General features: G+C 59.7%; 12 protein-coding genes. 8 read left to right on the top strand and 4 right to left on the bottom strand.

All coding sequences use genetic code 11. From position 1 onward, the window contains the following. The first annotated feature begins 7 nt into the window (after window positions 1-7). The 8 genes from nuoJ (at window position 8) to BMS17_RS23135 (ending at window position 8294) form a co-directional block, all read left to right on the top strand. Entirely contained in the window at window positions 8-511 is a 504-nt protein-coding gene (gene nuoJ / locus BMS17_RS23170) for an NADH-quinone oxidoreductase subunit J (RefSeq protein WP_033057072.1), read from the top strand. 2 nt (window positions 512-513) lie between these two features. Then, window positions 514-822 carry an NADH-quinone oxidoreductase subunit NuoK gene (nuoK, locus tag BMS17_RS23165; protein ID WP_007946416.1) on the top strand — a complete coding sequence of 103 codons (309 nt, stop codon included), beginning with the start codon at window positions 514-516 and terminating at the stop codon, window positions 820-822. Then, a complete protein-coding gene (nuoL, locus tag BMS17_RS23160; protein ID WP_046032493.1) occupies window positions 819-2672 on the top strand; it encodes an NADH-quinone oxidoreductase subunit L in 1854 nt (617 codons plus the stop codon). Before nuoK ends, nuoL begins: the two co-directional genes overlap by 4 nt. Before the next feature lie 40 nt (window positions 2673-2712). Next, entirely contained in the window at window positions 2713-4245 is a 1533-nt protein-coding gene (gene nuoM, locus BMS17_RS23155; RefSeq protein WP_046032494.1) for an NADH-quinone oxidoreductase subunit M, read from the top strand. Window positions 4246-4252: 7 nt separating this feature from the next. Then, window positions 4253-5716, top strand: coding sequence for an NADH-quinone oxidoreductase subunit NuoN (gene nuoN, locus BMS17_RS23150; protein ID WP_046032495.1), 1464 nt, complete (start codon window positions 4253-4255; stop codon window positions 5714-5716). A gap of 421 nt (window positions 5717-6137) precedes the next feature. Beyond that, a complete protein-coding gene (locus BMS17_RS23145) occupies window positions 6138-6488 on the top strand; it encodes a toxin (protein WP_046032496.1) in 351 nt (116 codons plus the stop codon). Further along, window positions 6478-6792: a DNA-binding transcriptional regulator gene (locus tag BMS17_RS23140; RefSeq protein WP_046032497.1), complete on the top strand. Its 315-nt coding sequence runs from the start codon at window positions 6478-6480 to the stop codon at window positions 6790-6792. The genes BMS17_RS23145 and BMS17_RS23140 overlap by 11 nt, the downstream gene beginning before the upstream one ends. 176 nt (window positions 6793-6968) lie before the next feature. Further along, the gene (locus BMS17_RS23135; RefSeq protein ID WP_077431871.1) at window positions 6969-8294 is read left to right on the top strand and encodes an OprD family porin; all 1326 of its coding nucleotides are present in this window, start codon (window positions 6969-6971) and stop codon (window positions 8292-8294) included. A gap of 214 nt (window positions 8295-8508) precedes the next feature. Here the strand turns inward: BMS17_RS23135 and BMS17_RS23130 are convergent, their stop codons facing one another. The 4 genes from BMS17_RS23130 to BMS17_RS23115 all read right to left on the bottom strand — a co-directional run bounded on the left by BMS17_RS23130 (window position 8509) and on the right by BMS17_RS23115 (window position 13212). Next, on the bottom strand, window positions 8509-8889 hold the full coding sequence (locus BMS17_RS23130) for a DUF6124 family protein (RefSeq protein WP_077432214.1): 381 nt from the start codon (window positions 8887-8889) through the stop codon (window positions 8509-8511). A gap of 351 nt (window positions 8890-9240) precedes the next feature. Further along, window positions 9241-9573, bottom strand: coding sequence for a DUF2790 domain-containing protein (locus BMS17_RS23125; RefSeq protein ID WP_077431870.1), 333 nt, complete (start codon window positions 9571-9573; stop codon window positions 9241-9243). Window positions 9574-9651: 78 nt separating this feature from the next. Continuing rightward, window positions 9652-9852, bottom strand: coding sequence for a co-regulatory protein PtrA N-terminal domain-containing protein (locus BMS17_RS23120; protein ID WP_046032500.1), 201 nt, complete (start codon window positions 9850-9852; stop codon window positions 9652-9654). Between the two features lie 207 nt (window positions 9853-10059). Beyond that, window positions 10060-13212 (bottom strand): CusA/CzcA family heavy metal efflux RND transporter, encoded by a 3153-nt coding sequence (locus BMS17_RS23115; protein WP_077431869.1) that lies wholly within the window; start codon window positions 13210-13212, stop codon window positions 10060-10062. Window positions 13213-13231 lie beyond the last annotated feature (19 nt).

Raw genomic sequence — 13231 nt, 5'->3', positions numbered from 1 at the left:
AAGAAAGATGGAATTCGCTTTCTATTTCGCATCGGGTATCGCTGTGGTGTCCACGCTTCGCGTGATCACCAACACCAACCCTGTGCACGCCCTGCTCTACCTGATCATTTCGCTGATCGCCGTGGCCATGACGTTCTTCGCCCTCGGCGCACCGTTTGCCGGTGTACTGGAAGTGATCGCCTACGCTGGCGCCATCATGGTGCTGTTCGTGTTCGTGGTGATGATGCTGAACCTGGGCCCGGCCTCGGTTCAGCAAGAGCGCGTCTGGCTCAAGCCCGGTATCTGGCTTGGCCCGGTTGCTCTCGGCGCCCTGCTGCTGGTTGAACTGCTGTACGTGCTGTTCAGCCATTCCAGCGGCCAGGCCGTCGGCCACACCACCGTAGACGCCAAGGCCGTGGGCATCAGCCTGTTCGGTCCTTATCTGCTGGTGGTCGAACTCGCCTCGATGTTGCTGCTCGCCGCAGCTGTCACGGCGTTCCACTTGGGCCGCAACGAAGCCAAGGAGCAATGACGATGCCTGCTATCCCTATGGAGCATGGTCTGGCGGTCGCCGGCATCCTGTTCTGCCTCGGTCTGGTCGGCCTGATGGTCCGCCGCAACATTCTCTTCGTGCTGATGAGCCTGGAGGTCATGATGAATGCCTCCGCTTTGGCGTTCATCGTTGCCGGTAGCCGCTGGGCGCAGCCGGATGGACAGATCATGTTCATCCTGGTGATCAGCCTGGCAGCCGCCGAGGCCAGTATTGGCCTGGCGATTCTGTTGCAGCTGTATCGCCGCTTCCACACTCTCGATATCGACGCTGCCAGCGAGATGCGCGGATGAATCTTCTCTATCTGACTTTCGTATTCCCTCTCATAGGTTTCCTGCTGCTGGCGTTCTCACGCGGGCGCCTCTCGGAAAACCTGTCGGCGCTGATCGGCGTCGGTTCCATCGGTCTGTCGGCCATCGTCACGGCTTACGTGATCTGGCAATTCAAGGTCGCCCCGCCTGAGGGCGGTCACTACACCCTGGTGTTGTGGCAGTGGATGGCGGTGGAAGGCTTTACGCCGAACTTCGCGCTGTACCTTGATGGCCTGTCCGTGACCATGCTCGGTGTGGTCGTGGGTGTCGGCTTCCTGATCCACCTGTTCGCGTCCTGGTACATGCGCGGTGAAGCCGGTTACTCGCGTTTCTTCGCCTACACCAACCTGTTTATCGCCAGCATGCTGTTTCTGGTCCTGGGCGATAACCTGTTGTTCCTGTACTTCGGCTGGGAAGGCGTGGGCCTGTGCTCGTACCTGTTGATCGGTTTCTACTACAGCAACCGCAACAACGGTAACGCGGCACTCAAGGCGTTCATCGTCACCCGTATCGGCGACGTGTTCATGGCCATCGGCCTGTTCATCCTGTTCGCTCAACTGGGTACGCTGAACGTCCAGGAACTGCTGGTGCTGGCACCGCAGAAATTCCAGGCTGGCGACTTCTGGATGGTCATGGCCACCCTGATGCTGCTGGGCGGCGCTGTCGGTAAATCGGCGCAACTGCCGCTGCAAACCTGGCTGGCGGACGCGATGGCCGGTCCTACTCCGGTTTCGGCACTGATCCACGCCGCAACCATGGTAACCGCCGGTGTCTACCTGATCGCCCGTACCCACGGCCTGTTCACCCTGGCGCCGGAAATCCTGCACCTGGTAGGCATCGTCGGTGGCGTGACCCTGGTCCTCGCCGGTTTCGCAGCCCTGGTCCAGACCGACATCAAACGTATCCTCGCCTACTCGACCATGAGCCAGATCGGCTACATGTTCCTGGCGCTGGGCGTTGGTGCGTGGGATGGCGCGATCTTCCACCTGATGACCCACGCCTTCTTCAAGGCGCTGCTGTTCCTTGCCTCCGGTGCGGTGATCGTTGCCTGCCACCACGAGCAGAACATCTTCAAGATGGGCGGCCTGTGGAAGAAACTGCCGCTGGCCTACACCAGCTTCATCGTCGGCGGCGCGGCACTGTCTGCCCTGCCACTGGTGACCGCAGGCTTCTACTCCAAGGACGAAATCCTCTGGGAAGCGTTCGCCAGCGGCAACCACGGTCTGCTGTATGCAGGTCTGGTCGGCGCGTTCATGACCTCGCTGTACACATTCCGCCTGATCTTCATCGCGTTCCACGGTGAAGCGAAGACCGAAGCGCACGCCGGTCACGGTATTGCTCACTGGCTGCCACTGTCGGTGCTGATCGTGTTGTCGACTTTCATCGGCGCGATGATCGTTCCGCCGCTGCACGGTGTACTGCCAGAAAGCGTCGGCCATGCCGGCGGCGAAGCCAAGCACAGTCTGGAAATCGCGTCGGGCGCCATCGCCCTGGCCGGTATCTTGCTGGCCGCGCTGCTGTTCCTCGGCAAGCGTCGTTTCGTCACCGCCATCGCCAACAGCGGCATCGGCCGTTTCCTTTCGGCCTGGTGGTTCGCTGCCTGGGGCTTCGACTGGATCTACGACAAACTGTTCGTCAAGCCATACCTGGCGATCAGCCACGCACTGCGCAGAGACCCGCTCGACCAGACCATCGGTCTGATCCCGCGTATGGCCAAAGGTGGTCACACCGCCCTGAGCCGTACCGAAACCGGTCAACTGCGTTGGTACGCAGCATCGATGGCAGCCGGCTCCGTGCTGGTCATCGGCGCCATCGTGCTGGTAGCGGTCTGAATATGAACCTTGCGAACTTGCGAAAGGAATTGAGCCCGTCATGATTCTGCCTTGGCTAATCCTGATCCCCTTCATCGGCGGCCTGCTGTGCTGGATGGGTGAGCGCTTCGGCTCTACCCTCCCGCGCTGGATTGCGCTGTTGACCATGACCCTGGAACTCGCACTCGGCCTCTGGCTGTGGGCCCACGGTAACTACTCATTTGCACCGGCGCCTGGCGCCGATCCGACCTGGGCGCTTGAGTTCAAGCACATCTGGATCCAGCGCTTCGGCATCAGCGTCCACCTGGCCCTCGACGGCCTGTCGCTGCTGATGATCCTGCTGACCGGTCTGCTGGGTATCCTCTCGGTACTGTGCTCGTGGAAAGAGATTCAACGTCACGTTGGCTTCTTCCACCTGAACCTGATGTGGATCCTGGGCGGTGTCGTCGGCGTGTTCCTCGCCCTCGACCTGTTCATGTTCTTCTTCTTCTGGGAAATGATGCTGGTGCCGATGTATTTCCTCATCGCGCTCTGGGGTCACAGCTCTTCGGACGGCAAGAAAACCCGGATCTACGCGGCGACCAAGTTCTTCATCTTCACTCAGGCGTCCGGCCTGATCATGTTGGTGGCGATCCTGGGCCTGGTCCTGGTCAACTTCAACAGCACTGGCGTGATTACCTTCAACTACGCCGACCTGTTGAAAACCAAGATGTCGATGACCACCGAGTACATCCTGATGCTCGGCTTCTTCATCGCTTTCGCGGTCAAGCTGCCCGTCGTACCGTTCCACTCCTGGTTGCCTGACGCTCACGCCCAGGCGCCAACCGCAGGTTCGGTCGACCTGGCCGGTATCTTGTTGAAGACAGCTGCTTACGGCCTGCTGCGTTTCGCCCTGCCGCTGTTCCCGAATGCGTCGGCCGAGTTCGCGCCGGTTGCCATGAGCCTGGGTCTGGTCGGGATCTTCTACGGTGCGTTCCTGGCCTTCGCCCAAACCGACATCAAGCGTCTGATCGCCTACTCCTCCGTTTCCCACATGGGCTTCGTGTTGATCGGCATCTACTCCGGCAGCCAACTGGCGCTGCAGGGCGCGGTGATGCAGATGCTGGCGCACGGTCTGTCGGCCGCGGCACTCTTTATCCTCAGCGGTCAGTTGTACGAACGCACTCACACCCGCGACATGCGTGAAATGGGTGGCCTGTGGTCGAAGATCGCTTACCTGCCGGCCATCAGCCTGTTCTTCGCCGCCGCGTCCCTGGGCTTGCCGGCTACCGGTAACTTTGTGGGTGAGTTCCTGATCCTGATCGGCACGTTCCCGAGCGCTCCATTGATCACTATCCTCGCGACGTCCGGCCTGGTGTTCGGTTCGGTCTACTCGCTGATCATGATCCACCGTGCCTACTTCGGCCCGTCCAAATCGGACGCGGTGCTGCATGGCATGGATGGTCGCGAACTGATCATGGTGGTCGGTCTGGCAGCGTTGCTGATTTTCATCGGCGTGTACCCGCAGCCGTTCCTCGACACCTCTGCCGCGACGATGCATGGCGTGCAGCAGTGGCTTGGCACCGCCTTCACTCAACTCGCTTCGGCCCGGTAAGAGCGCTATGGAATTCACGACTCAACACTTTATCGCGCTAGCGCCGTTGTTGATCACCAGCGCCACGATCATCGTGGTGATGCTGGCGATCGCCTGGCGCCGCAACCACTCGCAGACCTTCCTGATTTCCGTGGCGGGCCTGAACCTGGCGTTACTGTCGATCCTGCCAGCCTTGAAAGTCGCGCCCCTGGCGGTGACCCCACTGCTGCAGATTGATAGCTTCGCTTGCTTGTACATGGCGCTGATCCTGGTCGCCACCCTCGCTTGTGTAACCCTCGCCCACGCCTACCTCGGCGATGGCGGTTCGGGTTACCCGGGCAACCGTGAAGAACTTTACCTGCTGATCCTGATGTCCGCCGCCGGTGGCCTGGTTCTGGTCAGCGCGCAGCACCTGGCCGGGTTGTTCGTCGGTCTGGAACTGCTTTCGGTACCGGTCTACGGTCTGGTGGCGTATGCCTTCTTCAACAAGCGTTCGCTGGAAGCCGGTATCAAGTACATGGTGCTGTCGGCTGCCGGTTCCGCGTTCCTGTTGTTCGGTATGGCCCTGCTGTACGCCGACTCCGGCTCCCTGAGCTTCGTCGGTATCGGTCAGGCCCTGGCGGCTACCGGTCTGCCAAGCTCGCTGGCACAACTGGGCCTGGGCATGATGCTGATCGGTCTGGCGTTCAAGCTGTCGCTGGTACCGTTCCACCTCTGGACCCCGGACGTTTACGAAGGTGCTCCGGCGCCGGTTGCAGCGTTCCTCGCTACCGCTTCCAAGGTTGCTGTGTTCGCCGTGATGGTGCGTCTGTTCCAGATCTCTCCAGCGGCAAGCAGTGGTGTGCTGAGCGACGTACTGACCATCATCGCCATTGCGTCGATCCTGTTCGGTAACCTGCTGGCACTGACCCAAAGCAACCTCAAGCGTCTGCTGGGTTACTCGTCCATCGCGCACTTCGGCTACCTGCTGATCGCCCTGGTGGCGAGCAAGGGTCTGGCCGTGGAAGCCATCGGCGTGTACCTGGTCACCTACGTGATCACCAGCCTGGGCGCGTTCGGCGTGATCACCCTGATGTCCTCGCCGTACAACGGCCGTGACGCGGATGCCCTGTACGAATACCGCGGCCTGTTCTGGCGCCGTCCGTACCTGACCGCCGTGCTGACCGTGATGATGCTGTCCCTGGCCGGTATCCCGCTGACCGCGGGCTTCATCGGCAAGTTCTACATCATCGCGACTGGCGTCGAGTCGCATCAGTGGTGGCTGGTCGGCTCCCTGGTACTGGGCAGCGCCATCGGCGTTTTCTACTACCTGCGTGTGATGGTCACTCTGTTCCTGATCGAGCCGAACCTGCGTCGCCACGATGCACAACTGCACTGGGAACAACGTGCAGGCGGCGTGATGCTGCTGGCCATCGCCGCACTGGCGTTCTTCCTGGGCCTGTATCCGCAGCCATTGCTGGTGCTGGTTCAGCAGGCGGGTCTGGCGGGTTGATCGCTTAAGCGACACTCGGTAGAAAACAGAAACGGCGCCTTCGGGTGCCGTTTTTGCGTTTATACCTTCACAGTTTCTTCACCATGGGCACGCAGGCCAGTTGAAGTCCGAAGGAGGCATGGTAGATCGCAAGCTCCTCCCCCCCAGATAAAAATGCGTTCCCATGAGTACACCGTAACCGTCCTCAGCCGAACCCTAGATCCAGTCCAGCATTTGCTGCTCGCTGGAGGCATTGTTCCGACACTTCATTTGCGACGTCTCCCCTCTCTTTGATCGAACGTTCTCACCACACCGGTCGACTCGTCCTACAGGTGTTTTTGCGACCGGGATCTATCTTGAGAACAGGGACGAAAAGGACGGCTTCTATGCCTTGACCTATTCGGTTATCGAGACAACACTATACGCAAGCAACGTACAGAACATGGATGCTCTTTTTATCGAATTACCTGCGTTTCAGAAACACCGAGACGACTATCTGGATGACGATCTGTTTCGCAGCTTTCAACTGGAACTGCTGAAAAACCCAGCAGCGGGAGATCTCATTGAGGGTACAGGTGGGCTGCGCAAAATCCGCTTCTTCGATCAACGTCGCGGCAAGGGCAAGCGCAGTGGACTGCGGGTGATTTATTACTGGTGGTCAGGCTTCGAGCAGTTCTGGCTGTTCACCGTGTACAGCAAAAACGAGCACGACGATCTGTCGCCTGCCCAGAAAAAACTGTTCAGACAAATGCTGAATAGAGAAATCAATACGAGAACCCACTATGAAACGTGACATTTTTTCCGAACTGATCGAAGGCCTCGACGCCTTGGCCGACGAGCGCCAAGGCAAGATCACGCTGCGAAGCCACAAGGTTCAATTGCCGAAACTGATGCCGATCACTGCCGAGGAAGTGGTCGCCATCCGCCAACAGCTCAACCTCTCCAGGTCGGTGTTCGCGATGTATCTGCGCACCAACACCCGCACCCTCGAAAACTGGGAACAAGGACGGGCAACACCCAATGCTCAAGCCACGACATTGATCCGCCTCGTTGAACGCTTCCCGCAAACCATCGAGCAGCTCGCAGCCTTGACCTGACCCGCCGAGGCGTCACCCCGACCCACATGACGAAATTGTAACTCCCCCATCACCTTGGCGTTATCCGCAGCTTGCAACGATGTCACCCGGCGACCATGCCGGCGGGCCTTTGCCCGCCGAACAATAAAACCCACGCCGAAGCACGTTCCCGTTCTGCCGAACCCAAGGAGTGATTGATGGTTAACCATACAAAAATGTCGATGGCCGCTTTAGCGGTGGTGATCGGCTCCGGGCCGTCCATGGTGTTGGCGCAAGATAAAGCCGAGGGGTTTGTCGAAGGCAGCAGCCTGACGGTGCTCAACCGCAACTTCTACTTTAATCGTGATTACCGCAAAGGCCAGTCCAGCCCCACCGGCAATGGCTACTCCGAGGCCTGGGCCCAGGCCATCATCAGCAAGTTCGAATCCGGTTACACCCAAGGCACCGTCGGGTTAGGGATCGATGCGTTTGCGATGATCGGCTTGAAACTCGATACCGGTGACGGTCGCAACGGTGGCAACAGTTCGTTCGACGTGCTGCCGGTCGACAGTGACGGCCAAGCGCAGGACGAATACACCAAGGTGGGGGGCGCCGCCAAAGTCCGGGCCTTTGACACGGAGATAAAAATCGGCGATGTGTTCCCCGCCACCCCGGTCGTCGCGGCAGGTGACTCGCGATTGCTGCCGGAAAGTTTCCGAGGTGTCACGGCCACCAACACCAGCATCGAAGGCTTATCGGTTCAGGGCGGTCGGTTGCATGCCATGAGCCAACCGGTGTCCAGCGACCTGCGCGAGAACTTCGCGACGTTTTACGCCGGCCCGGTCAATTCGCCGTGGATCGCTTACGGTGGCGGCGACTACGCGCTGAACCAGAACCTCAGTGTCAGCCTGTACTCCAGTCGCCTTAAAGACGCCTGGAATCAATACTACGCCGGCACCGCATGGACTTACCCGTTGATGGATGACCTGTCGCTGTTTGGCGGCCTTAACTATTACAAGGCCGTCGACGAGGGCAAACAATTACTCGGGCAGTTCGACAACAACATCTGGAGCGGTCGGGTTGGCGTGAAACTCGGCGCCCACTCCGTCGCGCTGTCGCACCAGCGCAACAACGGCAGTGACGACTTCGACTACCTGCGTCAGTCCGATTCAATCTTCCTCGACAACTCCATCCAGTACAGCGACTTCAACTCGCCGAAGGAGCGTTCGTGGATGGCGCGTTACGACTTCGACATGACCACCTATGGCGTACCGGGATTGTCGTTCATGACCCGCTACGCCCGCGGCACCGACGCTGACTATTCCAATGCCAACAGCGTGTACATGCGCCGCGATGCCGAAGGCAATCCGCTGACCGACCAGAAGCGCTGGGAGCGGGATATCGAAGTCAAATACGTGGTGCAGAGCGGCTCATTGAAAGACCTGTCGCTGCGTTTGCGCCAGGCCACTACCCGCGCCACGGCGTATGAATCGGATCTGGATGAAGTGCGGGTGATTGTCGAGTACCCGCTGGCGATTCTCTAGGTTTACCGCGTCTACACCATTCACCTTTAGAAGCTCCTTGCTCCTTTGGAAAGAGGTGAATTTTTTGGCGTCCTTCGGGGCGCCTTTTTTTGTCCGGAACTCAACACACCACGAAAAACTGTAGGAGCCGGGCTCGCCCGCGATGGCGCCGGCACCTTCAGCATCCTCACCGACTGACCCACCGCTATCGCGGGCAAGCCCGGCTCCCACAGGGTTATGCAGCCGGCTCGACGTTATCCAGTGCCTGATTGACCGCCAACTCGCCCAACATGACGACTTGCGTTATGCCTAGCAAGGTCTTGCGATGGGTGCCTTCCAGCAGCGCGGCGAAGTCACCGAGCATGACCGTCGCCGAGGACAATGATTCGCTGGCGTTTGCCAGCAGGGATTCGGTATCGGCTTTGGGATTGGCGAGAAACATCGCGTTCGGTTTGTAAGGCGCTCCCATGATGTGAGCGGCGGGATTGAGGTAATAGTCGAGTGCGCGCTCAGCGGCGGCGTGGAGTTTTTTGGTGTCGATGAAGGCGTAGGGGGATGTTGAATCGGCGTCCGCGACGGTGTCTGCTTCGGGGGGATTGGGAGTAGGCTTTTTCATGATGTTTTCACTCAGCTTGACGGTGGAGCTGGCCCATTCGGTTCCACGCGAATAGGTGGCAGCTGTACGCAGGTTGGAACCCGGGCAACTGAGCAAAACCCGACAGACTCGAAGTCTCCCGCGCACAGCCGCCATAACGGAGTGCACACATGAAAGTGCGCAAGCATACGTCATAAAAGGTGCGTTTTGCGTCAGTTGAGCCACGGGGTTCCAATCCCGATCGCTGAATTGGCAGCGACGCTCACAGGCTAGAGAGCGGACGTCCGACGCACAACCTGAAAACACTGAGGGAAGGGTCTGCTATTCATTCACAGACTTAAACATCGCGAATTGAAATACCAACTGTAAGCCTCACCCTCCACGCTCCCGGCAATCCCCCGCCACGCTGTATTTGATGGTGTTGAGCTGGCCTTTCGAGTCTTCGTAGGTCATAGCCGCAGACACCACAGTGCAAACCGCTTGCGGGCGCACAACGCTGACCACTTTCACCACATCCAGCTTCATCCCGTACTTGTAATCCTTCACCACCGGCGCCGGTTTGCCCTGGTTGGCGGCGTACTGTTCCATGGCTTTGGTGTTGGCGCTGAGGGCGCGCTCAAAAGTACGGTCACCGCCGCCTTCAGCCAGCGCATTCAAGGACATCGCCATCACCCCGGCGAACGCCATCATCTTGAAAATTTTCATATCCGATTCCTTCGAACCCGGCTCATAAAAAAGCCCGACATCGGCACTCGATGACGGGCTTGTTCAAGTGCGACACGCTTACAAAGCTTTGCTCTTGTCCTCTTTCTTTTCATTCACAACAACGGGGTCACGCGCCTGCTCTTTGGCGACATACGCCTCCATCGAGCGGTCTTTGGCCGCCATCATCCTGGCGAACGTTTTGTCGCCACCCCCTGCGGCCAGCACCACAGAAGACATCACCAGCGCCGCTACAAAGGTACTCAGTTGTACAAGTTTCATCTTTGATTCCTCATTTAATTAACTGACGGGATCAAGGTAACAATCCGAACCTTTCGTGACGGTGGCGCGCAAATTACATATCCGTTATGTGCATGAAACTCTGCTGACTCAAGACACAAAACCTGTAGGAGTGAGCCTGCTCGCGATGGCGGTGGGTCAGCCAATGCAAATCTGACGGGTAGACCGCTATCGCGAGCAGGCTCACGCCTACAAGGGATCAGTTGGGTCCTCATCCCTGCGATGGGCGAGCTGATACAGCGCGGGCAAGATCAGCAGCGTGAGGATGGTCGAAGACACAATCCCGCCAATCACCACTGTCGCCAGCGGACGCTGCACCTCAGCACCCGTGCCGGTCGCCAACGCCATGGGAATGAACCCCAGGGACGCCACCAGCGCCGTCATCAACACGGGCCGCAGACGGGTCAGCGCACCTTCGTTGATCGCATCGCTGAGTGAGCGCCCCTCCTCACGCAGGTTGCGGATGAACGCAATCATCACCAGACCGTTGAGCACCGCCACCCCCGACAGCGCAATAAACCCGACGCCCGCCGAAATCGACAGCGGGATGTCCCGCAGCCACAACGCCATGACGCCACCGGTCAAGGCAAACGGAATCCCGGTGAACACCAGCAGCCCGTCCTTGAGGTTGTTGAACATCATGAATAGCAAGCCGAACACCAGCAGCAAGGCCACCGGTACCACGATCTGCAAGCGCTTGGCCGCCGACTGCAACTGCTCGAACTGCCCGCCCCAACTGGTCCAGTAACCCGCCGGGACCTGAACCTCACGCTCGATCACCTCGCCGGCCTCTTTAACGAAAGAGCCAATATCGCGCCCCCGCACGTTGGCGCTGACGATCACCAGACGCTTGCCGTTTTCGCGGCTGACCTGATTCGGCCCCAGCACCAGATCGAGGCTGGCGACGTCCTTGAGGGCGATGAAGGCAATTTGACTGGCAGCCCCATTGAGCGGCGCCGGCACCGGGATCAGCAACGCCGACAAGCCTTCGATGTCCTTGCGCATGGCATCGGACAGACGCACCACCATGTCGAAACGCCGATCACCTTCATACAACGTCCCCGCTCGACGCCCGCCGACCGCCACCGCAATGGTGTCTTGCACATCACCGACATTCAGCCCATAGCGCGCAGCCTTGTCGCGGTCGATGTTGATGGTCAGCACCGGCAGGCCGGTGGTTTGCTCGACCTTGACCTCGGACGCACCATTGACCTTCTGCATCGCGGCGGCAATTTTCGTCGCGGTGGCATTGAGCACGGCCATGTCATCGCCAAACACCTTGACCGCCACATCGCTGCGCACACCAGAGATCAGTTCGTTGAACCGCAACTGGATCGGCTGCGACAGTTCATAGTTGCTGCCCGGCAACGTCGCGGCAGCTTGCTGGAGTTCGGCCATCAGGGTTTCGCGGGACTTGCCCGGGTCCGGCCACTGCTCTTTGGGCTTGAGCATCACGTAGCTGTCGGAGATGTTCGGCGGCATCGGGTCGGAGGCGATTTCAGCGGTGCCGGTGCGGGCAAACACGCGCTCGACTTCCGGTACTTTGTTGAGAATCAGGGTCTCCAGACGCTGCTGCATGTCCACCGACTGGGTCAGGCTGGTGCCCGGCACCCGCAACGCTTGCAGGGCAAAATCACCTTCGCTGAGGCTCGGCACAAACTCGCTGCCCATCCGGCTGGTGACCACGCCACTGAGCACGATCACCCCGAGCGCCATGCTCACGGCCACGGCCCGATGGCTCATCACCCACGCCAGGGCCGGCGCATAGACCTGCCGCGCACCGCGCATGACCACGCCTTCCTCTTCCTTGACCTTGCCGGTGACAAACAACGCAATGGCCGCCGGGACAAACGTCACTGACAACAGCATGGCGCCGAGCAGCGCAATGACCACGGTGAAGGCCATCGGGTGGAACATTTTCCCTTCGACACCGCTCAAGGCGAAGATCGGCAGGTACACGACCATGATGATCAACTGGCCGAAAATCAGCGGTCGGCGCGCCTCTTTGGCCGCCGCAAACACTTCGTGAAAACGCTCGGAACGCGTCAACAAACGCCCGTGATGTTGCTGCGCATGCGCCAGCCGGCGCAGGGTGTTTTCGACGATCACCACCGCGCCGTCGACAATGATGCCGAAGTCCAGTGCGCCGAGACTCATCAGGTTGGCGCTGACCTTGTTGCTGAACATGCCGGTGAAGGTGAACAGCATCGAGAGCGGAATCACCATGGCGGTGATCAGTGCCGCCCGGATGTTGCCCAGAAACAGGAACAGGATCGCGATGACCAGGATCGCGCCTTCCACCAGGTTCTTCTTCACCGTGGCGATGGCTTTGTCGACCAGATGTGTGCGGTCGTACACCGGCACGGCGACCACGCCTTTGGGCAGCGACCGGTTGATCTGCTCCAGTTTGCCGGCCACTGCCTGCGAGACCGTGCGGCTGTTCTCACCGATCAGCATGAACACCGTACCGAGCACCACTTCGCGGCCGTTTTCAGTCGCTGCACCGGTGCGCAGTTCGCGGCCGATGTCCACGGTGGCGACGTTCTTGATGCGGATGGGCGTACCGTCGACATTGGCCATGACGATGTTGGCGATGTCTTCTGTGCTTGCCACCTGGCCGGGCGCACGAATCAGCAACTGCTCGCCGCTGCGCTCGATGTACCCGGCGCCGACGTTGGCGTTGTTGCGCTCCAGCGCTGTGACCAGATCGGTAAGCGTCAGTTTGTAAGCCGCCAGCCGTTTTAGATCGGGGGCGATCTGATACTCCTTGGCAAACCCGCCGATGGTGTTGATCTCGGCGACACCCGGCACGTTGCGCAACTGCGGCTTGATGATCCAGTCCTGAATCACCCGCAGATCGGTCGGCGTGTACGCCGTGCCATCGTCCTTGAGCGCGCCTTCCTGCGCCTCCACCGTCCACAGAAAGATCTCACCCAGCCCCGTGGAAATCGGCCCCATCACCGCTTCTACGCCCTCGGGCAATTGTTCCCTGGCGATCTGCAAACGCTCATTGACCAATTGCCGGGCAAAGAACAGATCGGTGCCGTCCTTGAAGATCACCGTGACCTGCGACAGCCCCGAGCGTGACAGCGAGCGGGTCTGCTCCAGCGACGGCAAGCCCGCCATCGCCGTTTCAATCGGGAACGTGATGCGCTGCTCGGTTTCCAGCGGTGAAAACCCGGCAGCGCCGGTATTGATTTGTACCTGGACGTTGGTGATATCCGGCACGGCGTCGATCGGCAGCTTTTGATAGCTGGCGATGCCGAGGCCGGCCATGAGGAGCACGGCGAGCAGCACGATGATGCGCTGCTCAATGGCAAACTGGATCAGGCGTTCGAACATGAGGACCTTCTCGTCGAGG

It is taken from the genome of Pseudomonas sp. C9, assembly GCF_002000165.1.
In the GTDB taxonomy this organism is placed as follows: Bacteria; Pseudomonadota; Gammaproteobacteria; order Pseudomonadales; family Pseudomonadaceae; genus Aquipseudomonas.
The sequence above is the reverse complement of the archived record's forward strand: the minus strand, read 5'-3'. Positions and strand labels throughout refer to the sequence as shown.

Excerpts from the sequence above, each read along its gene's own strand:
- nuoJ (WP_033057072.1), top strand. The coding sequence starts at position 8 with ATGGAATTCGCTTTCTATTTCGCATCGGGTATCGCTGTGGTGTCCACG.
- nuoK (WP_007946416.1), top strand. The coding sequence starts at position 514 with ATGCCTGCTATCCCTATGGAGCATGGTCTGGCGGTCGCCGGCATCCTG.
- nuoL (WP_046032493.1), top strand. The coding sequence starts at position 819 with ATGAATCTTCTCTATCTGACTTTCGTATTCCCTCTCATAGGTTTCCTG.
- nuoM (WP_046032494.1), top strand. The coding sequence starts at position 2,713 with ATGATTCTGCCTTGGCTAATCCTGATCCCCTTCATCGGCGGCCTGCTG.
- nuoN (WP_046032495.1), top strand. The coding sequence starts at position 4,253 with ATGGAATTCACGACTCAACACTTTATCGCGCTAGCGCCGTTGTTGATC.
- BMS17_RS23145 (WP_046032496.1), top strand. The coding sequence starts at position 6,138 with ATGGATGCTCTTTTTATCGAATTACCTGCGTTTCAGAAACACCGAGAC.
- BMS17_RS23140 (WP_046032497.1), top strand. The coding sequence starts at position 6,478 with ATGAAACGTGACATTTTTTCCGAACTGATCGAAGGCCTCGACGCCTTG.
- BMS17_RS23135 (WP_077431871.1), top strand. The coding sequence starts at position 6,969 with ATGGTTAACCATACAAAAATGTCGATGGCCGCTTTAGCGGTGGTGATC.
- BMS17_RS23130 (WP_077432214.1), bottom strand. The coding sequence starts at position 8,889 with ATGAAAAAGCCTACTCCCAATCCCCCCGAAGCAGACACCGTCGCGGAC.
- BMS17_RS23125 (WP_077431870.1), bottom strand. The coding sequence starts at position 9,573 with ATGAAAATTTTCAAGATGATGGCGTTCGCCGGGGTGATGGCGATGTCC.
- BMS17_RS23120 (WP_046032500.1), bottom strand. The coding sequence starts at position 9,852 with ATGAAACTTGTACAACTGAGTACCTTTGTAGCGGCGCTGGTGATGTCT.
- BMS17_RS23115 (WP_077431869.1), bottom strand. The coding sequence starts at position 13,212 with ATGTTCGAACGCCTGATCCAGTTTGCCATTGAGCAGCGCATCATCGTG.